The organism is Paenibacillus sp. P4_A9, assembly GCF_056402415.1.
The window spans coordinates 208,980-233,197 of the sequence record NZ_JBFUHL010000001.1 but is presented as its reverse complement, the minus strand read 5'-3'; the positions used below and the strand labels follow the sequence as shown (position 1 = coordinate 233,197).

General features: G+C 41.7%; 21 protein-coding genes and 4 pseudogenes. 21 read left to right on the top strand and 4 right to left on the bottom strand.

Translation table 11 applies throughout. The annotated features are described in order from the left end of the window. Window positions 1-71 precede the first annotated feature (71 nt). On the top strand, window positions 72-323 hold the full coding sequence (locus AC1DVJ_RS01080; RefSeq protein WP_477587691.1) for a hypothetical protein: 252 nt from the start codon (window positions 72-74) through the stop codon (window positions 321-323). Between the two features lie 354 nt (window positions 324-677). On the opposite strand, the pseudogene AC1DVJ_RS01075 reads toward AC1DVJ_RS01080, so the two are convergent. Together AC1DVJ_RS01075 and AC1DVJ_RS01070 are read right to left on the bottom strand one after the other, a co-directional pair. Beyond that, window positions 678-1,169, bottom strand: a pseudogene (locus AC1DVJ_RS01075) (ATP-binding protein). A gap of 206 nt (window positions 1,170-1,375) precedes the next feature. Further along, window positions 1,376-1,810: a hypothetical protein gene (locus AC1DVJ_RS01070; protein ID WP_477587690.1), complete on the bottom strand. Its 435-nt coding sequence runs from the start codon at window positions 1,808-1,810 to the stop codon at window positions 1,376-1,378. A 129-nt stretch (window positions 1,811-1,939) separates the two neighbouring features. On the opposite strand from AC1DVJ_RS01070, the pseudogene AC1DVJ_RS01065 reads away from it, so the two are divergent. The 6 genes and pseudogenes from AC1DVJ_RS01065 (at window position 1,940) to AC1DVJ_RS01040 (ending at window position 9,695) form a co-directional block, all read left to right on the top strand. After that, a pseudogene (locus tag AC1DVJ_RS01065) lies at window positions 1,940-2,343 on the top strand (ATP-binding protein). Window positions 2,344-2,686: 343 nt separating this feature from the next. Further along, window positions 2,687-3,667: a chitobiase/beta-hexosaminidase C-terminal domain-containing protein gene (locus tag AC1DVJ_RS01060; protein ID WP_477587689.1), complete on the top strand. Its 981-nt coding sequence runs from the start codon at window positions 2,687-2,689 to the stop codon at window positions 3,665-3,667. A 26-nt stretch (window positions 3,668-3,693) separates the two neighbouring features. Further along, entirely contained in the window at window positions 3,694-6,468 is a 2,775-nt protein-coding gene (locus AC1DVJ_RS01055; protein ID WP_477587688.1) for a right-handed parallel beta-helix repeat-containing protein, read from the top strand. A 554-nt stretch (window positions 6,469-7,022) separates the two neighbouring features. Next, window positions 7,023-7,304, top strand: a pseudogene (locus AC1DVJ_RS01050) (EpsG family protein); the annotation flags it as partial. Window positions 7,305-7,332: 28 nt separating this feature from the next. Next, window positions 7,333-8,469 (top strand): glycosyltransferase family 1 protein, encoded by a 1,137-nt coding sequence (locus AC1DVJ_RS01045; protein ID WP_477587687.1) that lies wholly within the window; start codon window positions 7,333-7,335, stop codon window positions 8,467-8,469. Between the two features lie 23 nt (window positions 8,470-8,492). After that, window positions 8,493-9,695: a glycosyltransferase gene (locus AC1DVJ_RS01040; protein ID WP_477587686.1), complete on the top strand. Its 1,203-nt coding sequence runs from the start codon at window positions 8,493-8,495 to the stop codon at window positions 9,693-9,695. Between the two features lie 423 nt (window positions 9,696-10,118). On the opposite strand, the gene AC1DVJ_RS01035 is transcribed toward AC1DVJ_RS01040, so the two are convergent. After that, window positions 10,119-10,301 (bottom strand): hypothetical protein, encoded by a 183-nt coding sequence (locus tag AC1DVJ_RS01035; RefSeq protein WP_477587685.1) that lies wholly within the window; start codon window positions 10,299-10,301, stop codon window positions 10,119-10,121. 72 nt (window positions 10,302-10,373) lie between these two features. On the opposite strand from AC1DVJ_RS01035, the pseudogene AC1DVJ_RS01030 reads away from it, so the two are divergent. The 13 genes and pseudogenes from AC1DVJ_RS01030 to AC1DVJ_RS00970 all read left to right on the top strand — a co-directional run. Then, window positions 10,374-10,535: pseudogene (locus AC1DVJ_RS01030) on the top strand (IS4 family transposase); the annotation flags it as partial. 543 nt (window positions 10,536-11,078) lie between these two features. Further along, window positions 11,079-12,905 carry a polysaccharide biosynthesis protein gene (locus AC1DVJ_RS01025; protein ID WP_477587684.1) on the top strand — a complete coding sequence of 609 codons (1,827 nt, stop codon included), beginning with the start codon at window positions 11,079-11,081 and terminating at the stop codon, window positions 12,903-12,905. 15 nt (window positions 12,906-12,920) lie between these two features. Then, the gene (gene galU, locus AC1DVJ_RS01020) at window positions 12,921-13,796 is read left to right on the top strand and encodes a UTP--glucose-1-phosphate uridylyltransferase GalU (RefSeq protein ID WP_477587683.1); all 876 of its coding nucleotides are present in this window, start codon (window positions 12,921-12,923) and stop codon (window positions 13,794-13,796) included. A 9-nt stretch (window positions 13,797-13,805) separates the two neighbouring features. Next, the gene (locus tag AC1DVJ_RS01015; protein WP_477587682.1) at window positions 13,806-14,960 is read left to right on the top strand and encodes a glycosyltransferase family 4 protein; all 1,155 of its coding nucleotides are present in this window, start codon (window positions 13,806-13,808) and stop codon (window positions 14,958-14,960) included. Beyond that, window positions 14,945-16,054, top strand: a complete 1,110-nt coding sequence (locus AC1DVJ_RS01010) for a glycosyltransferase family 1 protein (protein ID WP_477587681.1) — start codon at window positions 14,945-14,947, stop codon at window positions 16,052-16,054. Before AC1DVJ_RS01015 ends, AC1DVJ_RS01010 begins: the two co-directional genes overlap by 16 nt. A 7-nt stretch (window positions 16,055-16,061) precedes the next feature. Continuing rightward, on the top strand, window positions 16,062-16,946 hold the full coding sequence (locus AC1DVJ_RS01005; protein WP_477587680.1) for a glycosyltransferase family 2 protein: 885 nt from the start codon (window positions 16,062-16,064) through the stop codon (window positions 16,944-16,946). A gap of 20 nt (window positions 16,947-16,966) precedes the next feature. After that, a complete protein-coding gene (locus tag AC1DVJ_RS01000; protein ID WP_477587679.1) occupies window positions 16,967-18,040 on the top strand; it encodes an EpsG family protein in 1,074 nt (357 codons plus the stop codon). A gap of 22 nt (window positions 18,041-18,062) precedes the next feature. Beyond that, complete coding sequence (gene galE, locus AC1DVJ_RS00995) at window positions 18,063-19,097, top strand: UDP-glucose 4-epimerase GalE (protein WP_477587678.1); 1,035 nt, start codon at window positions 18,063-18,065, stop codon at window positions 19,095-19,097. Window positions 19,098-19,116: 19 nt separating this feature from the next. Beyond that, a complete protein-coding gene (locus AC1DVJ_RS00990; protein ID WP_477587677.1) occupies window positions 19,117-19,713 on the top strand; it encodes a sugar transferase in 597 nt (198 codons plus the stop codon). Between the two features lie 15 nt (window positions 19,714-19,728). Next, the gene (locus AC1DVJ_RS00985) at window positions 19,729-20,403 is read left to right on the top strand and encodes an acetyltransferase (RefSeq protein ID WP_477587676.1); all 675 of its coding nucleotides are present in this window, start codon (window positions 19,729-19,731) and stop codon (window positions 20,401-20,403) included. A gap of 20 nt (window positions 20,404-20,423) precedes the next feature. After that, window positions 20,424-21,593, top strand: coding sequence for an aminotransferase class I/II-fold pyridoxal phosphate-dependent enzyme (locus AC1DVJ_RS00980; RefSeq protein ID WP_477587675.1), 1,170 nt, complete (start codon window positions 20,424-20,426; stop codon window positions 21,591-21,593). Window positions 21,594-21,855: 262 nt separating this feature from the next. After that, complete coding sequence (locus tag AC1DVJ_RS00975; RefSeq protein WP_477587674.1) at window positions 21,856-22,248, top strand: helix-turn-helix domain-containing protein; 393 nt, start codon at window positions 21,856-21,858, stop codon at window positions 22,246-22,248. Between the two features lie 111 nt (window positions 22,249-22,359). Continuing rightward, a complete protein-coding gene (locus AC1DVJ_RS00970; protein ID WP_477587673.1) occupies window positions 22,360-22,704 on the top strand; it encodes a helix-turn-helix domain-containing protein in 345 nt (114 codons plus the stop codon). A 30-nt stretch (window positions 22,705-22,734) separates the two neighbouring features. Here the strand turns inward: AC1DVJ_RS00970 and AC1DVJ_RS00965 are convergent, their stop codons facing one another. Continuing rightward, complete coding sequence (locus AC1DVJ_RS00965; RefSeq protein WP_477588046.1) at window positions 22,735-22,908, bottom strand: anti-repressor SinI family protein; 174 nt, start codon at window positions 22,906-22,908, stop codon at window positions 22,735-22,737. A gap of 209 nt (window positions 22,909-23,117) precedes the next feature. Between AC1DVJ_RS00965 and AC1DVJ_RS00960 the strand changes: the two genes are divergently transcribed. Then, complete coding sequence (locus AC1DVJ_RS00960) at window positions 23,118-23,978, top strand: metallophosphoesterase (protein ID WP_477587672.1); 861 nt, start codon at window positions 23,118-23,120, stop codon at window positions 23,976-23,978. The last annotated feature ends 240 nt before the right edge of the window (window positions 23,979-24,218 follow it).

The window sequence follows — 24,218 nt, the reverse complement described above, 5'->3', positions numbered from 1 at the left end:
TGCGGGATGACGATATTTTTTAGTTCCTTGGGCTAGTTGTGTGACTTGACTTGGGTGCGGGGAACAACCCTTTGCGAAGAAGGAGAGGGCCATTAAGCCATGGAGACGGTGTTATTGGTCGTCTAGTAGATATACGTCTTCAAATACCAGGAACAATCAAGCTGACGGGAAAAGGAAACAAAACTCGAATCGTTCCTATACTTGAGCCTACTGTTAAGTTGCTCAAGCAATACCTGGTTGAAAACCATTTGGATGGTAAGGTGCATAAGCAGTACCCCTATTTTGTAATCGCTCAAATCAAAAACTCACGCGTGCCGGAATAGCCTATATTTTGAAGAAGTATGTAGATCAGGTTAGAATGCAGCATCCGATCTTAATTTCTGGTGTTATATCGGTCCATTCATTCAGGCAGACGATAATCAGATGACATGGCTTAAGACTATATCTTAGCATGAATGCGTTGGATGAAATGTAAAGCTGTCTGTTAGAAAACACATCAAACATATCGTTTTTTCTCCTAACTTTACATACCACATAGCTGTAGACAATATGCATTCCAGCGTTCCCTAAATATATCAAACATAAGGTAGATGTCCGAATTACGAAAAGCGTCATCGAAGTGTTCTACTATCATCATTGTGTTCTGTCAAGTGAAATCCCTGTGTAATTTCCAATTTTCAGGTACTTTTGATGCATAACGCATGCTTGAGGCGGTAACTTTCTCCTTCGAATACGATGAGCTGGCTGTGATGAGCAAGACGGTCAATCATTGCCGCTGCCATCTGGTCGTCGGTAAATATACCACCTCACTTGGAGAATTCGAGATTGGTCGTAATGATGAGGCTTCGTCGTTCATAGCTTGCAGCGATCACTTGAAAGAGCTGCTGGGCTTCCTCGCGATCCATCGGTAGATATCCCCATTCGTCAATAATGGCGAGATCGGCTTTCTCTAGTTCCTTCATGGTACGCTCGAACGAACCAGATCGCTTGCTCTCACTGAGGTTGACGAGCGAGGCAGCGGTGAAGAAACGCGTGGACATCCCAAGTTCGCAAGCCTTCACACCTAGAGTGATGCCAAGGTGGGTTTTGCCCGTACCTACGGGGCCGTAGAGTACGAGATTCTTTTTGTCCCGAACGAACTGACACGAGGTCGGTTCATCCGTTTGCAGCGTGGAAGGAAGGCGTAGAGAATAACTGGGAAGGTCGCTTTCTGGAACAGGCGTACTTTACGCAGGCGTTCTCTGTGTTGCAGTACTTCTTTAAATACTTGATGAAGAACTCTTCCTGCTTCGGCGTTGCTTATAAGACGCATAGCCGCACGACATTTTGGCTTAGGATGAGTTGCCGACAAAAAAGTGCAGTCTCTTGACGGACCTCACTTCGATCCATAACTAGCACCTCCTGATGCGGGTAGAAGCTCATCATAGCGACTCATATCCGGCCCTGGTTCTCCTGGCGTATGGAGACCTAAGTGGACGATTCGCGCAACTACCACGGAGGCATTGACCGGTAGGCCTTCCGTGCGTTTGCGAACGACCGCCTGCTTAAGGTCGCTCTTGTCCTGCTCGTCCATATAATCCCGTACCTCATAGGCTAACTGACTACGCATGACGCTATTCTTCCATGTGGCTGGCTTCACCATAAGCTGGTCCAGCATAGTCGTCCTCGTCCAGTCGACGGTATCCGTGCGTTCGCTGCCGAATTCCCGGTTGTGCCGGGATATGGCATCACCGGCCTCGTCTAGCGTTCGACTCGAGTCCGCTTGTGTGCACGGGCTCTCAGCTATACCCCAAGCCCAAGCTACAAACAAATCTGCTCCATACTCAAATCAGGCCAAGACACACTTGAAGAAGCCGCCACAATCGAACAGCCAAGTCCTCCTTTCGTTAATCCGCATGGCTTCACTCGCGGATCAACCTACTCTGGGAGGAAGTCATAAATGCTAACCAACACAACGATCACAAAACTCAATGAAATGCGGTTAAGTGCCAGGGCAGAATCCTTGCGTGGACAGATGCAAAATATCCCTTCCAGTTTGTCGTTTGAAGAGCGCTTCGGGCTAGTAGTTGATGCAGAGTGGGCAAGGCGTAAGTCGAACCAATTAAGCAGACTCATTAAGAAAGCAACGCTTCGTTCTTGGGATCTAATTGAAATCATTGAGGCACGCCATCAGAATGCCTCAGCGATCTTTATCTCTCAATTTTCTCCCGAAGGATGGCATGAAAAAATCGGAGAACACACAATGGCAGACGCTATACTAGACCGTATCGTTCATAATTCATATCACATATGCACATCGACGGTGAAGATTCGATGAGAAAGCGAAAAGCACAGTTGATTTAATCACAGAATTGCCAACGAGAGCCATCTAATCACGATGGCTCTCACCTCCGAGAGGGTGGCTCTATTTCATTAACAGCATGGCTATCACTTATTAACCCAGCGGCTCTGCTGCACCGAAATATTCACAAACAAAGCAAAATGAGAATTAGGGTGTAATGAGCAGGCTCTAGTACCAATTTTATACAATCAAGCTGATGTCTATTTCTATTAAGTCTTAACTACCATAATCTGTAATAAAGGGTGTGCAATTAAGTAAAAGAAAGTCATGAAATGTTACCCTGAAAGAATTAATTTATTACTAAGTATGGAAGTAGGATTGATTACAATTGGGGGGGGGGCAATAATGTATTTATTTGGAAACAATATTATGAAGGATTATTTTACTGGGTCAACTAATGTTACACATCCTTTTCAACAATTAATGTCAGGTTTTGTTATTAGCAACGATGGAACTAGTGATTTAACAATAACTATTAATAGCCTAACCATAACAGTGAAATCAGGCGAGGTATTTGGGGAAAGTTTTGAACCATTTTCACAAGTTAGTATTAATACTAATGTTCCTTATAGAGCATATGGATTAATGCAAATGCAAAGTGGTAGTTCAGATACAACTTCTCCTCTTGTTTCGGTATCGCCAAACGGTGGCACATTTACATCAGTACAGCAAGTGATTCTGTCATCAAATGAGCCAGCTACTATTTACTATACCGTTGATGGAAGTACACCTACCTTTAGTAGCAGTATTTACTCTAGTTCAATTCCAATTAGCGCAACTACAACCTTGAAATTCTTTGGAAAGGATAGCGTGGGAAATTCAAGTGCAGTTCAAACGCATATTTATACAGTTAATATTTCATCAAAAACTGCATTGTACTCTGACGGTAATGCTAATGGTGGATATATCAAGCTACCATCTATAACAATGGATAAGATTATCGTTGATGGAATTTTTAGTAGTGGAGCTACAGTGTACCGTTATTTAATTAGCGGGAAAAATGGATATGTGCGCGCAAATGCAGACCAACTACCTGTTCAATCTAGCGGCTTTGCTAGTGTAAGTAGCGGCTTTGCTTGGGATACAAGAATTTCATTAACTGCAAATACTTTGACTCCATTTACAGATACAATAGTCGTTCTGGCTAGAAATGATGGATACTCATTATGTAAAGGTTATCTATTCAAAATCACATGTTATAACGGAGCAACCATTGTTGCTCAATACGACTTTACTACACAATTTTCTGGAACTAGTGTTGCGGATTCCTCAGGGAATGGTTATACAGCAACGATAATGGGAACACCAACGTGGGTAACAACCTAATTCACTAAAATTAGAGAGGTGACTTAATGAGTTGGGATAAAAAATCTATAAGTTTATCAGGGCTTACTGATGTGGATACTAAAACAATAGCACCATTAGATGGTAATGTACTAACATTTAGTAGCGGAGTTTGGCAACCAAAAGCTCCAAGTTCAGGTGTGAATTTAGGCTCCTATACATTAGAATTGAGTAGATGGGGTGTTTCTGATACAGTAACAAATTATTCGGATTCTCTATTTGCCTATAATAATGTTACTGGTATTAATAATGCTATAGTTTGGGCGTCACAACAAGGGTATAATGAATTCGTTCTGCCCAAAGGAATCTATTTAATATCTGAAACTCAAGGTATTGAGTTACAAAGCTTCATGACCCTTAATCTAGGTGGTTCAACATTGAGAGTTAGAAATAACGGTGCTATTGGATATAGCATTGTTCAAATAACTCAAGGCCAGAAGTTTTGTAGAATAACAAATGGGATTATTGAAGGCGATAGAGATTATCACGATTATACCACCATTTCAAGCACACACGAGTTTGGGGCAGGTATAATGCTCAGCTATGGGGGTTCATACATTTCTGTAGATAACCTCGAGATACGTAAATGCACTGGTGATGGTGTACAACTTATTTCGGCATTTAATATGCAACCAGGATTTTGGAGTGGGTATGATTTGAACACCAAACAGGTCTTTGAAGTAGGAGGGATAAGTACTGTTACAGGTACTTTAGATAATTCGATTGATTCACAATCAAAATATATTCGAACTTCTGTTTCATTCCAAACCACTTCAACATATGTACAAAAGTATGGAGTTTTTGGACTTTATGGAGACAGTTATGGAGGAGTTGGAACAGGAATAACAACGGATGTTTATGATTGCATTTTTTATAAAAGTGATGGAACTTTTCACTCCTCTGTTACAAAACTACATTTATTTGATGACATTTTAATTCCTACTGGCGCAGCATCTGCCAAATTTGTTCTTCACCAACCAACTATTCCTGCTGTTGGGACATGTTCTCTTCAGGTAAGCATACGGACGTATCCAAAGTATATTTATATCGAGAAAAATAACCTTCATGATAATAGGCGTTGTGCTGTTGGTCTAACAGGCTGTAAGTATGTATTTATAAGAGATAATGATATGTCATTTCAGAAGGGGACAACTCCACAGTCTGCTTCTGATATAGAAGATGGCTACGATTTGAATCAGTATATTTATTTCGAGAGAAATCGTATGTATTTAAATCAACAATATACGGTAACTGCTCTTGCAGGTAGGCAGCTTTATTTTAGAGGAAACTTGATAGGTGAAGGTATTTTTGATATTGCATCTCGTGCGGATAGAACAATTGTTGAAGGGAATTGGTTTATTAATAGTAGTTGCCGATTAATTGGAGACACCATATTTACAAATAATATGATCTACGATTCTGAAGTAAGTGTTATGGATACTAACGCGGATATTGTTATTGGTGATTGTATATTCCACAATACTCAGTTCAGTATTAATCGGACTAAATCTTTTTGTACATTAATTAATAATTGTAAATTTACTTTTGATGCCGACTTTCGTAATCAGTCAGGTACACGAAGTCCTGTAATCCTTGCTGGACAGCCTCAAATGTTTATAAATTGCTCATTTGAGGGATATGGAACCTCTAGATTTATGAGCCTTAATAATGTTCAAGTTGGATGGAAGTTTAACAATATTATATTCATTGACACTAAAATGGACAATGGAACTGGTATAGGCTTACCTCCAGGTAGTTATAATAGGTGTACTTTCAATAACACAGGAAGGATTGGTTTGGGAATTACGGATGTCTCTCAAGTACAGCGGTATCATTTTGATAATTGTACTTTTCAATGGAGTGGGTTTCAACTTTTTTACGTTGGTGCAAACCCAAAGGTTGATACAGTCAGCTTCAATTACTGTCATTTTTTTGGTAGCAGTGATCAAGCGTTTTATTTTGTCCCAAATGGCCAATGGGGTAGAATTGAAATTATCAATAGTTCTTTTGAGTATAATGATGCTTCTCTCCCTAACTCTATACCAGTTATTCAGTTTTATAATAGTGCTGTTTCTATAGATAGTTTATTAGTTCAAAATACGCTATTTAGTTCTAATACTTCTCTTCTGGCAACAGACAGTTCGAAGTTACCAACTTCAACAGTACAAATTTTTAAAGATAATACATTTAAATTTATGAATGTAATCTTTCATGAAATGGCTATTAAATCAAATAATAATCTTAATGGTGCTATTGACCCGTATTCTAACATAATAACATTACCGACAGACGGTTATTATAAGTTGGGACAAATATTAACTAATGCCAACCCCCAACCTAATGGGTATATAGGATGGATTTGTACAACCCAAGGTTACGTGGAAAATGGTATTTGGACTTCATCTAAAACATGGGTGGCGGGAAACAGAATTGTAGTAACTGGGTATGTGTATCAAGCTCAAAATGCTGGTACCTCAATGGCAATGATGCCTACTTTTCCGAATATCCCTACTAGTGGACAACTAATTGTAGATAGTGTTGGGTTAACAAATACATGGTCTGCTAACACTTCCTATACTTCAGGTGCTATTATCGTGCCTAGTACACCTAATGGTTGTTATTATGTAAGCACTACAGGAACATCTGGGGCGACTGAGCCAACCTGGAAAACAACAGGTACTACGATAGATAATAATATTGTTTGGACTGCAAAAGGTATCATTACATGGAAAGAAATAGGGCCTTCAGCAATATTTAAACAATTTGGTGCAATTCAAAGTTAATCGTTTATTAACATTGTGTTCGGCTTATGACCGATTTATTTTAAATCACATGTCACTGAGCTGCACTTCCAGGAATACCAAATGAAAAAGTAAAAAGTATTGACTCGTTCGTTATAAAGAACTATAATCATGATATACTAATAAATAATTAATTTGCCAACTGGTAAAATATCAAACATGGAACCTCAAACAGGCTAACATGTATTTTTTGTATCCATGTTCTTTTTAAAGAATAATGGTGTCTATAATAATTTCCCCTCTAACCGATATAAACAAAGTATATAACACGATTAGATACGGAATCTATATATGAAGAGTTATTTTTTGTCAATTTGTTCTCTATGAAGAACGATTGAGTTCGCTAGTACATTACACACCCGGTGATGTCTCTACCGCTATCGATGGAGGCACTCGGCCATGCTTTGGGTTGAAATAGACACCTTAGACGCATGTCGTAAAAGAGTGTGGTGCGTGGAAGTATTAGATGCCCTTAAAATGATTAAAGTGTTTAATCATACGGTCTTTCCAAAAAAGTTCCTATACTTAAGAACTTTATTGAAAGGGTGGATTTTTTTGTGTTATCGTCAAAGATTATCACTATTAATTATAGCATATTGTATAAATATTCAAAATTATTCGAGATGAGTATATGTATTTACATAACATCCGGACTTTACATAGTCTTGATAAATGGGATTAGACAATTTCTAGCGTCAGCCATTGTTTTCACCGCTACCAAATATATATTTGATGGAGGCTGAAAAAAATACTTTCTAGTGGTTATTTTTGCGTCAAATATTCACCAAAGTGCATTAATTCTAATGCCGATTTACTATTGAATATTCCTTTATAAGGTGGAACAATATGGACAAAACTACAACACCACAAAGAGTTCTGCACATTGTCAGTGCTATGAAGCGTGGCGGAGCAGAAACGTTATTAATGAATGTTCATAGGAATCTGGACAGATCTAAGGTTCAGTTTGACTATGTGTCTCATCTCGATGAAAAATGCGATTATGATGATGAGATAAATTCACTTGGCGGAAGAGTGTTTCGCATCCAGAGTCTAGGCCAGTTAGGACCATTAGGATACATAAAAGAATTAAAAAGGATCATGTTACAAACGAACTATACCGCTGTGCATGCACATACCGATTATCAGACTGGCTTTGCTGCTTTAGCTGCTAAAAGAGCTGGTGTCCATAAAAGAATTTGCCATTCTCACAGCAATAATTGGGGAAGAGGCAATGGTTTTATAGAAGCAATAATGTTAAGAACTTTACGGGCTATAATCAAATATTCCGCTACCGATTATTGTGCCTGCAGTACGGATGCAGCTCGATTCCTCTTTGGTGAGTCATCGATCAAATCGAATAAGGTGCGAGTATTAAAAAACGGTATAGATCTTACTCAATTTACTGAGAACACTGACAATTGTTCAAGCGTTAAGCAAGAGTTGAATATCGCGGATGATACCAAAATTATAGGTCATGTTGGTCGATTTTCTATATCAAAGAATCATCCGTTCCTGCTGCGGATTTTAAAACAAATGCTAGACGATGGTAATAATGTTGCTGCAATTTTAGTCGGTGATGGTCCTTGCTTGCATAGCATCGAGGAGGAAGCTAAACGAATGGGGATCTTCAAGCATATACGATTTGTTGGAGTGCGGAAGGATATTCCTAGACTGATGCGAGCGTTTGATGTTTTTTTATTTCCTTCATTATTTGAGGGCTTCGGCATTGTCACGCTAGAAGCACAGGCTTCAGGCACTCCTTGTATTGCTGCGGATACAGTCCCGCAACCAACCGATTTAGGTTTAGGGTTAATGTCATTTATCAGTTTGGAAGAACGGACTGAAATATGGACTAAAGAAATCGAGAAAGCCTTTTTACAAAAAAAGCCAGAGTATCAGCAAATCATGAACAATTTCTCTAAATCGGGTTATGACATTCAAAAAAATATTGGGGAATGGATGTCCGTTTATGGATTAATGTGAAGGATAAGAGGTGCAAACAAACAATGAAAAAGAAAAAGCTATTAATTACCTCCTTTGATATGGCTATAGGAGGCGTCGAGCGCAGTTTGATAGGGTTACTCAGTCAGATTGATTATGGTAAATATGATGTGGATTTAATGTTATTTAAACATGAAGGCGAACTATTCTCATTGATACCTGTAGAACCGAACTTATTACAGGAGATTCGAGAATATACAACATTTAGAAAATCAACAAAGGAAATTTTAAAAGAAGGTAATATTTCCATTGGATTATCAAGAATGCTTGCCAAATACATAGGCGAATTACATGGCAAGCGAATAAAAAGTGAAGAACCGGGATATCTGGTAATTCAATACGGTTGGAGAATGACACTTCCCTTTCTTCCTGAATTAAAAGGTGAATACGATGCTGCTATCAGTTTTTTATGGCCACATTATTTTGTTGGCGACAAGGTGCGAGCTAAAAGAAAGATCGGTTGGATTCATACCGATTACTCGAATATCTCTATTAATAGAGCTATGGAAGACCAAATGTGGAAACAGTTGGACAACATAATAGCTGTATCGGAAAGCTGTAAAGATTCATTTCTTAATCTATTTCCTTCCCTTAGATACAAGACCGAGGTGATGGAAAATATCATTTCTCCTTCTTTTATCAAAGAGCAGGCTAAAGTAGATGTTTCTGCCGAAATGCCAATAACTCCTGACAGAACAAAACTCCTTACTGTAGGGAGATTTTCTTACGCAAAAGGTCTTGATGATGCTGTATATGCATGTCGAAAACTTTTGGATGAGGGCTATAATATTGAGTGGTACGTGGTTGGCTATGGTTCCCAGGAAGCCGAGCTACGGGAATTAATCAACAGATTAAATCTTCAGGATCGATTCAAACTTCTGKGGAAAAGGACCAATCCTTATCCCTATATCAATGCATGCGATATTTATGTTCAACCATCTAGATATGAGGGGAAGGCAGTAACGGTTAGAGAGGCGCAAATTCTTGAAAAGCCAGTGCTCATAACCAATTTTCCTACTGCAAAAAGTCAAGTATGCAATGAAGTTGATGGTTTAATTACCCCTATGGGTATCGAAGGTATCGTAAATGGAGTAATTAAACTTATAACAGACAAAGAGTTGACAAGAAGATTGGTTACAAATACATCAGTCACCGATTATGGTAATAAAAATGAAATCGAGAAATTGTATACATTACTCAATGCATAAAGAATAAAAACTTGGAGGACGAAGAGCTTATTCCAATACTCAAAACCGGTGGAGCCGGATATATCGGAAGTCATGTTTGTATCTTCTACTGTCAATGTTATAAGCATGTGAAAAAGCGGAAAAAAACACTAATCTGCTGTTGTATTTCTTAAGCAGTACTAGGCACCCCGTAAAGGAGCAGGAATCGGCACMCCCTACCCTTAAGAGATAGAACGATTGTAAGAGTATAAACCAGCGTGCATGGAGGGGAAACCACCAGGGTGAATGTAGAGATCCGCTGTGCGATCTTACTCTTAACGTAGTCGCTCACGCTCTTTGATGTTGATGTTATCACCGAAAATGGTTTGAGCTTTTTAACGTCATCCTGCCAATGCCTCGAAGCTTCAGCCGCCAATTAATCCACTGCAGAAATGGAACAGCGGATTAACCCACTGTTCCACGTTGTCTTTTTACGTCAGCTAGAATTCGGCCGACGTGACTCCCCTCGATGACCTTCAGATTCCTGCCTGCCGCATCCAGCAAGGCTAAGTTGGACAGAAGGTTCACAACCCTTGAAATTCCCTGGCTAAATGTAATAATAAGTCCCATTTCGCTCTTGATGAGCACGTTACTTGAAGCATGATGTGTTTTGTCAAGTGAAATTCCCTGGTTTTATCAACATTTTTTCCCTGCTTTTATTGGGTAATAGCTTTACATCAACAGCTCGATTTGATCAACGAAGTCGCCGCTGTAGAAAGTAAAAAACTCTCGAAACTAATTAAAAGTCAACTTCAACAATGGATCGCTGGTTTGCCCAGTTATCTCAAGGCTTACCTGCCTGTTTCAAGCTGCGAAGTTTGAGTTAATAACTTAATAATTTTATGAACATAGAATCTGCCATGATATTGAGAATGACGAATGACGAATGAATAACTTGACCTAACAAGGAATAATGATGGAGGTGTTAGGATGGAGATATAAGTAATTAGTAACGTTGGAGCTGGGATGACAACCAAATCCATTCTAGCTTTTTACATCTTGACATGTTCTTTATAAAGAACTACAATGAATGTAAGTTCTCCGCACCAGGACAACTGCTATTTTTTCCATTTACATATTCTTTATAAAGAATAATTAATAAGAGTTTTGTTCTTTATAGGAGTAATTGTCCTATATCGTTCTTTATAAAGAACTATTATCGTATGCCAATTCGGTGATGTCTCCTAACAGTTATCAAAGGAGGCACTCGAGCATGCTGTGGGTTGACAAGACCTTAGACGCAAGTCGTCAAAAGTGTGCTGCGAGGCAGGGTTAGATGCCCTACTGATATGTAAAGTTTTTAATTATAAGGTCTTTTCGCGAAGGCCCTATACTTAAGAACTTTAAAGAGAGGGGTGGATTTATTTGCCATATCGCCAACGATTGTCTTTATTAATCTTCATAGACTCTTTTATCGTCATCATGTCCATTTTTGTAAGTCGATTTCTGTTAAGTGCAGATCTTCATGTCATCACAACGCCAATGATTGTAAGTTCTCTTACTCTGTTGGCTAGTCACCATGTATTTTCATTCGGGTATAAATTGTATAAGAAAGCGTGGGAATACGCGAGTATTGCCGAATTGCTATTCATTGTCAAAGCGGTTAGCTTCTCGATCATTGCCGTGGCGTGTGTTCAGCAATTCATTGTCGGAGATATTTACTTCCGTTTATTGGCTGTAACTTGGATGATACATATTCTGCTCATCGGCGGTTCTCGCTTCTGTTGGAGACTTTTCCGAACGGCGGAAAAGCAAACAACGGTTAAAAAGCGCACATTGATCGTAGGTGCTGGTTCAGCTGGCCTAATGGTCGCCAGACAGCTCATTAGAAATAGTGAGACCGAATTGCAGCCAGTCGCTTTTATTGATGACAATCTGCGCATCCATCAACTGGACATCCTCGGTATTCCTGTTGTCGGCAGCGTTAAACGAATAGAGCAAACGGTGAAAGAGTTGCATATCGATCATATCATCATTGCCATCCCTTCACTTGGGAAAAAGAATCTAAATCTCATCGTCCAGGAATGCGCGAAGACATCCGCCAAAACACAAACACTTCCCATGCTGGAGGATCTGATTACAGGCAAGCTTTCGGTGAATCATTTCATGGACGTTCATGTCGAAGATTTACTTGGCAGGGAGCCGATCGAGCTCGACATTGCCGGTATTTCCGAATTCATTACACACAAAGTTGTGCTCGTGACGGGGGCCGGAGGGTCCATCGGTTCTGAGATTTGCCGACAAATTGCGAAGTTTCAGCCTGCGAAGCTCATCTTATTAGGGCATGGAGAGAACAGTATTTATTCCATCGAAATGGAGCTTAAGGATATTCACGAATTTGCTCAGACTGAATTCATTACGGAAATTGCGGACATTCAAGATTCGCGGAAAATGTTGGCTGTAATGAATCGTCATCGCCCGGATGTTGTTTACCATGCCGCTGCACATAAACATGTACCGCTCATGGAGCGAAACCCAGAAGAAGCGGTGAAGAACAACGTGATTGGAACGATGAACGTTGCGATAGCGGCGAGTAAGTATGAAGTGAAAACGTTCGTGATGATTTCAACGGATAAAGCAGTTAATCCTACGAGTGTCATGGGTGCTACGAAACGGATGGCCGAAATGATCATTCAGGATATGGATCAAAGCAGCAGCACCAAATTCGTAGCGGTTCGATTCGGTAATGTGCTTGGCAGCCGAGGAAGTGTTATTCCGAGGTTTAAGCATCAGATCGAGAAGGGCGGTCCGGTTTCCGTCACGCATCCTGACATGATTCGTTACTTTATGACCATCCCCGAAGCTTCGAGGCTCGTCATTCAAGCTGGCGCATTAGCGAAGGGTGGAGAAATTTTCGTCCTAGATATGGGTGAGCCCGTTAAAATTGTTGATTTGGCGAAAAATCTCATTAAGTTATCCGGTAATTCCGTGGAAGATATCGGGATTGAGTTTACCGGTATAAGGCCAGGCGAAAAGCTATATGAAGAGCTGCTGAAAGCAGATGAAATCGAGGAACAGCAAGTATATTCGAAGATTTATGTTGGCAAGACAGCCGATCTTTATATGGATGAAATTAAAGAAATGATTGCTTTGTATGCCACGTTGGATAAAGAAAGCCTTAGAGAGCGTCTGCTCGATATCGGCAACAGTAATGTCATTCATGCATCCCAACCACTATCTTCAGTCGGTTAAAAAGGAGCAGTCTATATGAAAGTACGAAAAGCGATTATTCCAGCTGCAGGTTTAGGAACAAGATTTCTGCCCGCGACGAAAGCCATGCCGAAAGAAATGCTGCCAATTGTAGATAAACCTACGATTCAATACATCGTTGAAGAAGCTGTAGAATCGGGCATCGAAGACATTATTATTGTGACCGGTAAAGGTAAGAGAGCGATCGAGGACCATTTCGACAACTCGTTTGAGTTGGAGCAGAACTTGTTAGAGAAACAAAAGTTCGAACTCTTATCGGAAGTCAAGAAATCGTCTAACGTGGATATTCATTATATCCGCCAAAAGGAGCCCAGAGGACTAGGTCATGCGATCTGGTGCGCGCGCAAATTTATTGGGAATGAGCCCTTTGCCGTGCTTCTAGGTGATGATATTGTTCGAGCCGAACAGCCTTGCCTCAAGCAAATGATGGATCAATTTGAATACCATAATGCCTCCATTATTGGGGTTAAGCATGTCTCCGACGATGAAGTCTCGCGCTACGGAATCGTCGATGGGATCGAGATTAGACCACGATTCCACAGCATTAATCATTTAGTGGAAAAGCCTTCGAAAGAGCTAGCTCCTTCCAATCTAGCCATTATGGGTCGTTATATTTTAACACCGCGTATATTTGAGATCTTGAGTAATCAGGCTCCTGGTGCAGGCGGTGAAATTCAGTTAACCGATGCGATCGCTGAACTCAATCGTTATGAATCCGTGTATGCATTCGAATTCGAGGGTACCCGGTATGATGTAGGGGAGAAAATGGGGTTTATTCAAACCACGATCGAGTATGCCTTGCAGCGGCCAGAATTAAGATACGGATTACTGACCTATCTTTCCGAACTTATGGAGAAAGAATTAATTAAATAGGTGATGCAGATGCCAAGAAAAGTACTGTTTTGTGCCACAGTCGACTATCACTTTAACGCCTTTCACTTGCCTGTATTGAAATGGTTTAAGGAGCAGGGTTGGGAGGTTCATATGGCCGCCAATGGGCAAATGGAACTTCCATGTGTGGACGCCAAGTTCGACATCCCGATTCAGCGCTCGCCGCTGGGGCGGAAGAATTTACAAGCATATGCGGAATTGAAGGCATTGATCGATGCCAATCATTACGATGTGATCCATTGCCATACCCCTATGGGAGGTGTGCTGGCACGGCTGGCAGCAAGAGCGGCTCGGCGTAAAGGCACGAAAGTGATCTATACGGCGCATGGATTTCATTTTTGCAAAGGATCCCCTCTGCTGAATTGGTTAATCTACTATCCACTCGAGAAAGCATTATCCTATATGACGGATTGCTTAATTACAATCAATGACGAGGATTATGAACTTGCCGTCACTAGGCAATTTGGTGCAAAACGCATTGAACACGTCCATGGAGTGGGCGTGAATACGGAGCGTTTTCAGTCGTTAAGCGAACAACAAAAGGGAGATTTAAAGACTTCCATGGGCTACAGTCCAACGGATATTCTTCTCTTCTATGCAGCAGAGTTTAACCAGAATAAGAATCAACAAATGCTCATTCGCGCCTTAGCCGCCATTCATGCGGAGGCTCCTCATGTGAAGCTTCTGCTTGCTGGCGAGGGCGCCTTGCAAGCCTCATGCAGAGCGCTTGCTGCGCATCTTCAACTCGAGGACAGCGTGGATTTCCTTGGTTATCGAACGGACATCAGCCGGTTGCTGCCCATGTGCGATATTGCGGTTGCTTCCAGTCTGCGCGAAGGTCTGCCCGTGAATATCATGGAGGCGATGGCCTGCGGCTTACCTGTGATTGCGAGTATGAATCGAGGTCACAAGGAACTGATTCTAGATGGTGTGACTGGTTGGCTTACAGACCCTAACGACCACGAGGAAATGGCGGAGAAGCTTTTACTCATGACGCGGAATCCAGCATCAAGCGTACAGCTAGGTACGCGTGGCAGAGAGTTAATTGAAAGAAAATATACCATCCGACAAGTTTTACAAGAACAGAGTGCTATTTATTCCTCATTTATGAATGAAAAGGTGGAAGTCATGTGGGCGGTCCAATAAGAATCTTGCATATCGTAGTGAATATGAATCGGGGAGGCGCAGAAACGCTCCTCATGAATGTCTATCGGAATGTGGATCGCACGAAGGTTCAATTCGATTTCTTAACCAGTAAACCTGGGGTTTTCGATGCAGAGATTACGGGAATGGGCGGGATTATCCATCGGATTCCTTATGTCTCTGATGTCGGCCACACGAAATATATTCAAGCGTTAGATCAGTTTTTTGCTGCGCATGCGCACTACCGTATTGTTCATGCTCACATGGATAAGATGAGTGGATTTGTGTTGCGGGCTGCCAAGAAAGCGAGTATTCCCATCCGGATTGCACATAGCCATAACACGAGCAGTGAGGGTAATCTCGCAGCTAGAGCTTACAAATGGATGGCGGGGACGTACATTGCCTCCTGTGCAACGCATTTCCTAGCCTGCTCGACCAAGGCGGCGCAGTGGCTATTTGCCAGCAAGGGTAGTCGCGCTGTCGTGATCAAAAATGGTATCGAAACGGAGCAATTTGCCTATTCGCCAGCTTTAAGATTTCAAGTTCGGCAGGAACTTCATCTCGCTGACGACGCCTATGTGATTGGTCATGTGGGTAGATTCTTCCACCAAAAAAATCATGCTTTCCTCCTAGATCTGTTTGCTCGCTTGCATCAAGAAAGGCCGGAAGCTGTGCTGGTCCTAGCAGGCGAAGGGCCGCTGCGTGAAGAGCTGGAGAAGAAAGTGAAAGATCTCCATTTGATTAAAAAGGTCAAGTTCCTCGGCGTTCGAAGCGATATTTCGCGGTTGCTTCAAGGATTTGATATGTTCATGTTTCCCTCGTTGCATGAAGGTTTGCCAGTCACCCTCGTCGAGGCGCAAGGAGCTGGACTGCCCTGCTTAATCTCAGATACGATCACGCCGGAAGTAGATTTGGGTATTCAATTGGTAGACCGTCTGCCACTAAACGATCAGATGGCTTGGATCAATCAGATCAAGCAGATCATGGCAAGAAGCAAGTCTAGGGAAATTCCCATCTTAGCGTTATCGAATCAAGGCTATGACATTAGGAATACAGCCGCCTGGACAGAGGGTTTTTATTTAGGTATTTCGAGGTGATAGAACGATGAGTAAACTTACGGTTTTTACGCCTACTTTTAATCGCGCATATTGCTTGCCGATTTGCTATGAGAGTTTGAAGCGACAAACCTCGCAAGATTTTGTTTGGCTTATTATCGACGATGGTTCAACAGATCAGACCGAGCAAGTCGTGGCGGGGTGGATCGCTGAGAATGAAATTATGATTCGCTATCACCGACAAGAGAATCTAGGCATGCATGGTGCGCATAATACTGCCTATCAACTGATTGATACCGAGCTTAATGTGTGTATAGATTCCGATGACTATATGCCGCCGGATGCCGTTTCGCATATTCTCTCTTTTTGGGAAAAGCATGGCAATGATCAGGTAAGCGGCATCATCGGATTGGACACTTTTACAGATGGACGAGTGATTGGCTCGAAACTCCCAGAGGGAATTGAGCGCTCAACTCTATTCGAGTTGTATACCAAGCATGGTGTTACCGGCGACAAGAAGTTAGTCTATCGAAGTGAATTAACATGCCAGTATCCATACCCTATATTCGAAAATGAGAAATATGTAGGCTTGGCCTACAAGTACTACAAACTCGATGAACAATATGAAATGCTGCTCATGAATGAAGTGCTATGCTGTGTTGAATACTTGCTCGATGGGTCTTCGATGAACATGCTGAAACAGTATCGGAGGAACCCGAAAGGATTTGCTTTCTATCGAAAGGAACTAATGAAGCTTCCTTTTGGCGGCCTGATCTTCAAATTTAAGCAGTCGATCCATTATGTATCCAGTAGTATGATCTCTGGTAATCGCAGTTTCATGTCAGATACGCCCGCTAAGCTTCTCACCCTTCTCGCGATTCCGTTGGGTCTTCTCCTCTATTGGTATGTCAATCGCAAAACAAGACTCTCTTAAGCTCCCGAAAGGAATTTCCTATGGCTATTTTGTGGGTTAATCTGGTTGTCGTTTATATAGCTGCTTATTTCTCTAGACTCATTGCCAGGCCGATCCGTAACGGTGCCCAGCATATATGGATGAAGCCGAATACATGGCTGACAGCCATCGTCATGGCAACTTTTACCGTCATTGCGGGTCTGCGCAATAACATCGGCGATACGTTTTTCTATATGCATTCGTATCGATTAAGTGATTTCACATGGGATGAAGTCATGGCTGGGAAAGACATTGGCTTTGGGATTTTACAGATGATTTTGAAGTCCTTTACGGAAGATCCGCAGTTATTAATATTTATTACAGCTGCAGTAACAAATATTCTAATTGTCTATGTGCTGTACAAATACTCTAGGCTTTTCGAATTAAGCATTTATATCTATATCACGTCAGGGCTTTACATTGTTTCCATGAATGGCGTCAGACAATTTCTTGCTTCAGCGATTGCCTTCGCAGCGACTAAATTTCTATTCGAGGGAAGCTGGAAGAAATACTTTCTCATCGTTGGATTCGCCTCACTTTTCCATGGAAGTGCACTAATCCTGATTCCTATCTATTACATTGTTAGGAGAAAGGCATGGACATCCTCTACCTTGGTACTGCTGACACTCTCGGTCATATTGATTATAGGGTACGGTGTGATATCTGATGTGATATTCTCAGCAATTGCGGATACACATTATAGCGAGTACCAGAATTTCAAAGAGGGCGGAGCCAACATTATTCGTGTCGCGATTAGTGCAATACCCTTGGTATTAGCCTATATCGGAAGGCATAAGCTTCGTGAGATTTTCCCTTTCGGTGATTACGTGGTCAACATGTCATTATTGAATTTCATCGTGATGGCTGTTGCAACACAGAATTGGATTTTCGCCAGGTTTACAATCTACTTCGGTTTATACAATGTGCTTCTCATCTCATGGGTGATTAGTTTATTCGTGAAGAAGCAGCAGAAACTGGTTTATTACGCCATTCTAGGCTTATATCTCATTTACTTTTACTATGAAAATGTTGTGACATTAAACATCATCTATCAAAGTGATTTTCTAAAATTTTGAGATGTAGAGGGGGGTTATCCAGATGGCAATCCTTGTTACAGGAGGCGCTGGCTATATCGGAAGTCATACGTGCATAGAACTTTTGAATGCAGGCTACGAAATTATTGTGGTTGATAATCTTATAAACAGCAGTTCAGAGTCGTTGCGACGAGTGAAGGAGCTAACGGGCAAAGTTTTCGAATTTTATCCAATTAATCTGCTTCATAGACAGGATCTAGAAAGTGTATTTCGACTTCATCATATTGACGCTGTCATTCATCTTGCAGGGCTTAAAGCCGTAGGTGAATCCGTATCATTACCTCTGCGCTATTATCATAACAATATCTCGGGTTCAATTGTATTATGCGAGCTTATGCAGGAATATGGGGTCAAGAAGATCGTGTTCAGTTCATCTGCGACGGTATATGGCATGTCAGAAATTGTACCGATCGGAGAAGAGACAGCCCTAGGGGCTACCAACGCGTATGGGCGAACGAAGCTGATGATTGAAGAAATGATGCGAGATTTGCATAGATCCGATCACGATTGGAGCATTGCATTGCTTCGCTACTTTAACCCAATTGGGGCACATGCAAGTGGTCGATTAGGGGAAGATCCTAACGGAATTCCGAACAACTTAATGCCATTTATTACGCAAGTTGCCATCGGAGAGTTGAAAGAACTCAAGGTGTACGGGAATGACTATGCAACATTGGACGGTACAGGAGTGAGAGACTATATTCATGTTGTAGATCTGGCACGTGGACACTTGAAAGCTTTGGAGAAGGTGCTGTCAAGCTCAGGTGTAGAGGCTTATAACTTAGGGACGGGCCAAGGTTACAGTGTTTTGGAAATGGTTGCTGCATTCGAACGTGTAACAGGCAGACATGTTCCCTACCGGATAACGTCCCGAAGACCAGGTGATATTGGTGTATGTTATTCGGATCCTTCGAAAGCTGAACGCGAGTTGGGATGGGTTGCCCAGAAGGGCATCGATGAGATGTGCCTTGACTCCTGGCGTTGGCAAAGCACTAATCCTCATGGTTATGTCGAGGAAAGTGAAGTCGTAGCTAAATAAATGTAGGAGAAGATGTAATATGAAACGATTATTCGATTTACTCGTAGCGATTCCTGCTTTTATTCTATTTCTGCCCGTCATTGCGTTCGTGGCTATTTTAGTACGATTGAGACTCGGAGCGCCGGTTTTTTTCAAGCAACAAAGGCCAGGTTTACATGAAATACCGATCAACATTTTGAAAATTCGCACGATGACGGATGAACGTGATAGTGAAGGGCAATTACTGCCAGATGCCATGAGGCTAACCAGTTTTGGGCAGTTTCTTCGGAAATATAGCCTCGATGAATTACTGCAGTTAATCAACGTCATTAGAGGTGATTTAAGCTTAGTTGGTCCACGGCCGTTACTGATGGATTACTTACCGCTCTATTCGAAAGAGCAAGCCAAGCGCCATTTAGTTCGACCAGGCATAACAGGGTGGGCTCAGGTTCATGGAAGAAACACAATTTCCTGGGAAGATAAATTCGAGCTGGATATTTGGTACGTGGAAAATAGAAGTTTCTTATTAGATATTAAAATTTTACTCTTAACCGTAGGCAAAGTAGTCAAGTCAGAGGGAATCAGTCATGGCAAACATGTCACGATGGAGAAATTTTCTGGCTCCAATCTTTCATAAGAGATGTGATTATTCGTGGATTTGATTGTGATAGGTGAGGGTGGCCACAGCAAAGTAATCAGAGATCTCATTCATTCGCGGAAGAGTGATCGTATCGTTGCTATTCTCGATGATAAGTATGCTGATCTTCATAAGCAAGATGAGTTATATAAAGGTCCGATCAGTTCTGTACACGCGCTGCTTGAGCGAGATTCTGAACTGAAGTGTATCGTCGCAATTGGGAATAATGAAGTGAGAAAGTCAATCATTGATGAAATAGGGCTCAGTAACGAGCGCTATCATACCTTAGTTCATGAATCAGCAATACTAAGTCCCAGTGCCATCATTGGGCAGGGAACAGTCGTCATGGCTAACACGGTTATTAACGCGGATGCTCAAATTGGGGACCATGCGATTATCAACACCGGAGCCATTGTCGAGCATGATTGTCAAATTGCAGACTATGTCCATATTGCGCCCAAAGCTACGATGACAGGGGCCGTTGTTATTAAGGAAGGGACATTTCTAGGAGCTGGAGCGACAGTTATTCCTGGAAAGTCGATTGGCGAGTGGACGATGATCGGAGCTGGAACCACAGTTATTCATGATATACCTGCTTATAGCACAGCCGTAGGCACCCCAGCGAAAATTATAAATAAGTCGGATAACAGTGTGAACCCATTGAGTGCTGTTAAGCACTCAATCAAATAGAAAGGTCGTGAACCCCAACCATGTATACATCACTAAAACGAATTTATCTGTCTCCTCCCCATATGAGTGGTAACGAACAGGCGTATATCCAGGAGGCTTTTGATACAAATTGGATCGCTCCGCTTGGACCTCATGTGGATGCGTTCGAGAAGGAGCTTGCTTCCCATGTGGGAACGAAAGACGCAGCGGCGGTTAGTTCGGGAACAGCAGCAATTCATCTCGCGCTCCAATTGCTGGGAGTAACAACAGGTGATTTCGTTTTCTGCTCAAGTCTTACTTTTGTGGCAAGTGCGAACCCCATTGTGTACCAGGGAGCAACGCCTGTATTCATCGATTCGGAACCAGACACTTGGAATATGTCGCCACAAGCCTTAGAACGTGCGTTGAATGAGGCTTGCAAGAAGGGGAAGTTGCCCAAAGCGATCATTGTCGTAAACTTATATGGGCAAAGCGCCAAAATGGACGAAATCACCGCGATCTGTGATGCTTTCATGGTTCCCATCATTGAGGACGCCGCGGAATCCCTTGGTTCCACTTATAAGGGGAGGGCAAGCGGGTCTTTTGGCAGATTTGGCATCTACTCGTTTAATGGAAACAAAATCATTTCAACGTCAGGCGGGGGAATGCTCGTTGCCAACGATGCTGAGGCATTGAATAAAGCTCGGTTTCTAGCTACCCAAGCACGGGACTCCGCGGCTCATTATCAACATAGCCAAATCGGATACAATTACCGTATGAGCAATGTGCTAGCAGGAATTGGCCGAGCGCAATTAGCTGTTCTGGAAGAACGAGTCGAATCAAGAAGAGCCGTATTTGAACGCTATTATCGAGAGTTAGCGGATGTTCCTGGTATTCGATTCATGCCAGAGTTGCCCTATACTCGATCAAATAGGTGGTTAACAGCGATGACATTGAATGCGAAAGAAGCAGGCGTTTCTGTTGAGTATCTATTACATGTTCTGGCCGAAGAAAATATTGAAGCTCGACCCGTATGGAAACCGCTGCATATGCAGCCGTTATTCAAAGGCGCGGCCTATTATGCCCATTCGGATTATGAAAGCATATCTGAGCAATTATTTGAGACTGGCATCTGTCTGCCATCCGGCTCAAATATGTCAGATGATGAACAGACAAGAGTGATCACCTGTATTCAAAAAGCCATCCTACAAGCGAAAATGATTAGCGCTTAGTCGCTCGTAACTTCTCCTAACTTACTGCCTAATCGTTCGTTATTAAGAATATTAATAAAAGGGTTCAACTAAAGTGTGGTATCGAGGGTACGATTCTGCTGGAATTGCGATTTTGAATAGCGAAATGATCAAGGTAGAAGTAAACTTGGGTGCCAGCGACATTGAGAAGGGCATCTATCCGCATTAAATGCGAAAGAGGTTGACGAGCAGCAGCTGATATTGATAAACCAAGAAATCTGACCAAAAGTGTCACAGTGGAGTGATGATATCAATGATTGGTTACAACATTTCCAATTTGCGTAAACAACGGGGGTACACGCTATCTGAACTTTCCGAACGTACAGGTATCTCGAAGTCTTATTTAAGCAACATAGAGAGAAACTTGAAACAGAATCCCTCTATTCATGTCATGGAGAGGATCGCCTTCGTACTCAATGTTGATTTGAAAATGTTGCTCAAAATTGCTGAAGAAGCGGAAACGAAGCAACAGATTGATCAAGAATGGATGGAGTTTATTGCGGATCTAGTGAATTCAGGCATCAATAAAGAACTTATCCATGATTATAAAATCTTGATGGAGTTTATGAAATGGTATCACGAAAAGGTGAATAATGGGATTACCTTGTCGCCTGTGAGAAGCAAAGAACACCAATAGCCTTTTTCGAGGTTATCGGTGTTCTTTATTAGGAACAAAATTTGTTCTTTAGAAGGAATTCTGCTATACTAGAAGAAGAAACCATTACTTTAATATAAAGGAAGATCTACGATGATTGGTAAACGGGTTCAACAATTGCGGAAAGAAAAAGGCTTGTCTTTGACAGAACTGGCTGAACGGGCAGGCGTAGCCAAATCGTATATTAGCAGTTTGGAACGGGATATTCAGAAGAATCCTTCGATTCAATTTTTAGAAAAAATTGCTGCTGTGTTAAAAGTACCTGTCGAGAGACTGATTGACGATCAAGAAGAGGCCATGACAGGTGAACGAGAACTAGATCAGGAATGGTTTGAAATTATTAGAGAAGCAATGACTTCTGGAGTAGATAAGCAACAGTTTCGGGAATTTTTGGATTTCAATAAATGGAGAATGGAGCGACCTAACGATGACAAGTAAGGTTCTCTTTTCCGTCCTTGCCTATTGTCCTTATGAGGAAATACAAGGATCGTTCTCGGTCGAGTTCTGCCCAAGTTTCTTAGGCTGAAAAGGGTTCTTAAGAAAGGCGCGGATATCATCCATTGTCAGTCCCATCTTACGAGCGCTCATGATAAGTGTAATCCATTCTGCATCGATTTCTTCGCTTTTTAGCTGATTTATCATACTCACAACCGACCCCTCCAGAACACTTCTTTGTCAGATACATTTTGTATCTTTACGTGTATTATCGCACGTTTTTTCCATGAAATCAATCCCGAAAATATTAAAATTATACAAATTGTATCACCTTCCAGTTTACCTATAACTCGACATTTACCGCGCCAGATTATGTAATAAGACCTATAGGACGGACGGTGGGGGAGGACCCTACGATGAATAACAAACCCTTAAGTCGCAGAACTCTTCTTAAAAAAGGACTATTTGGTATAGGTTCTATTGGCATGTTACTAACGGGAAGCAGCTTGTATGGCATTTTCGGAGAACGGTACTGGATTCAGACTACTACAGTACATCTTTCGTTTCAACGATATCCTGAATCGTTTGCTGGGGTGCGAATTGTTCAATTCAGTGACACACATATAGGTCATTATTTTGGCACATCCCAGTTAACGAAGTTAGTTGATATGTTGCAAAGCCAAGAACCAGATATTCTCATCTTTACTGGTGACTTGTTCGATTCTACGCAAGGTGAAATTAGTGATGATGTCATTCCTTATTTATCGAAACTTCAGGCGCCTCTAGGGAAATTTGCCGTGCTTGGCAATCATGATATGCGACTGGGTTCCTCTCGCGTCAAACAGATATTGGAGCAATCAGGGTTTGTCGTCTTAGTTAATGAGAACCAAGAAATTAAGCGTGATGACGGAAGCATTCATGTGGTTGGTGTTGATGAAATGTTTCATGGTCATCCGAATTTACAGCTTGCCTTAAAAGGGGTGCCTAAGGACGAATTTGTCCTCTTACTTGCTCATGAGCCAGATTTCGCAGACTGGGCAAGAAGATATCCTGTTGATTTGCAGCTTTCAGGCCATAGCCATGGGGGACAGATTCGAATACCCTTTTACGGGAGTTTGTTTACGCCAGATCTAGGACAGAAATACTCAATCGGCTTATATAGATTTCAAGGCTCTGATTTTCATATATATACGAATCGTGGAATCGGAACGACGCTTTTTCCGGTGCGTTTCAATTGCAGACCAGAAATTACCGTATTTGTCTTATCGACAACATGAATGTAGAGGAATAGTACCTCCGCTAGCCGAGGCCGCGGAGGTACTTGTTCTTTATTAAGAATAACATAATGAAAATTGGAGTTCGAGAACATTAAAAGGCATAGATCATTTCTTTGAATTGTGATACAATATGTAACATAATGTAGTGAAAGAAGGAGGAATAGAAAATATCAACACCTATCGGCTTTCGTCCGATACAATTCGTAACTAAAACTATAAAACTGATGAAGGGCAGGTGAG

Coding starts and splice junctions, on each gene's coding strand:
- AC1DVJ_RS01060 (WP_477587689.1), top strand. CDS start 2,687: ATGTATTTATTTGGAAACAATATTATGAAGGATTATTTTACTGGGTCA.
- AC1DVJ_RS01055 (WP_477587688.1), top strand. CDS start 3,694: ATGAGTTGGGATAAAAAATCTATAAGTTTATCAGGGCTTACTGATGTG.
- AC1DVJ_RS01045 (WP_477587687.1), top strand. CDS start 7,333: ATGGACAAAACTACAACACCACAAAGAGTTCTGCACATTGTCAGTGCT.
- galU (WP_477587683.1), top strand. CDS start 12,921: ATGAAAGTACGAAAAGCGATTATTCCAGCTGCAGGTTTAGGAACAAGA.
- AC1DVJ_RS01015 (WP_477587682.1), top strand. CDS start 13,806: ATGCCAAGAAAAGTACTGTTTTGTGCCACAGTCGACTATCACTTTAAC.
- AC1DVJ_RS01005 (WP_477587680.1), top strand. CDS start 16,062: ATGAGTAAACTTACGGTTTTTACGCCTACTTTTAATCGCGCATATTGC.
- AC1DVJ_RS01000 (WP_477587679.1), top strand. CDS start 16,967: ATGGCTATTTTGTGGGTTAATCTGGTTGTCGTTTATATAGCTGCTTAT.
- galE (WP_477587678.1), top strand. CDS start 18,063: ATGGCAATCCTTGTTACAGGAGGCGCTGGCTATATCGGAAGTCATACG.
- AC1DVJ_RS00990 (WP_477587677.1), top strand. CDS start 19,117: ATGAAACGATTATTCGATTTACTCGTAGCGATTCCTGCTTTTATTCTA.
- AC1DVJ_RS00980 (WP_477587675.1), top strand. CDS start 20,424: ATGTATACATCACTAAAACGAATTTATCTGTCTCCTCCCCATATGAGT.
- AC1DVJ_RS00975 (WP_477587674.1), top strand. CDS start 21,856: ATGATATCAATGATTGGTTACAACATTTCCAATTTGCGTAAACAACGG.
- AC1DVJ_RS00970 (WP_477587673.1), top strand. CDS start 22,360: ATGATTGGTAAACGGGTTCAACAATTGCGGAAAGAAAAAGGCTTGTCT.
- AC1DVJ_RS00965 (WP_477588046.1), bottom strand. CDS start 22,908: ATGATAAATCAGCTAAAAAGCGAAGAAATCGATGCAGAATGGATTACA.
- AC1DVJ_RS00960 (WP_477587672.1), top strand. CDS start 23,118: ATGAATAACAAACCCTTAAGTCGCAGAACTCTTCTTAAAAAAGGACTA.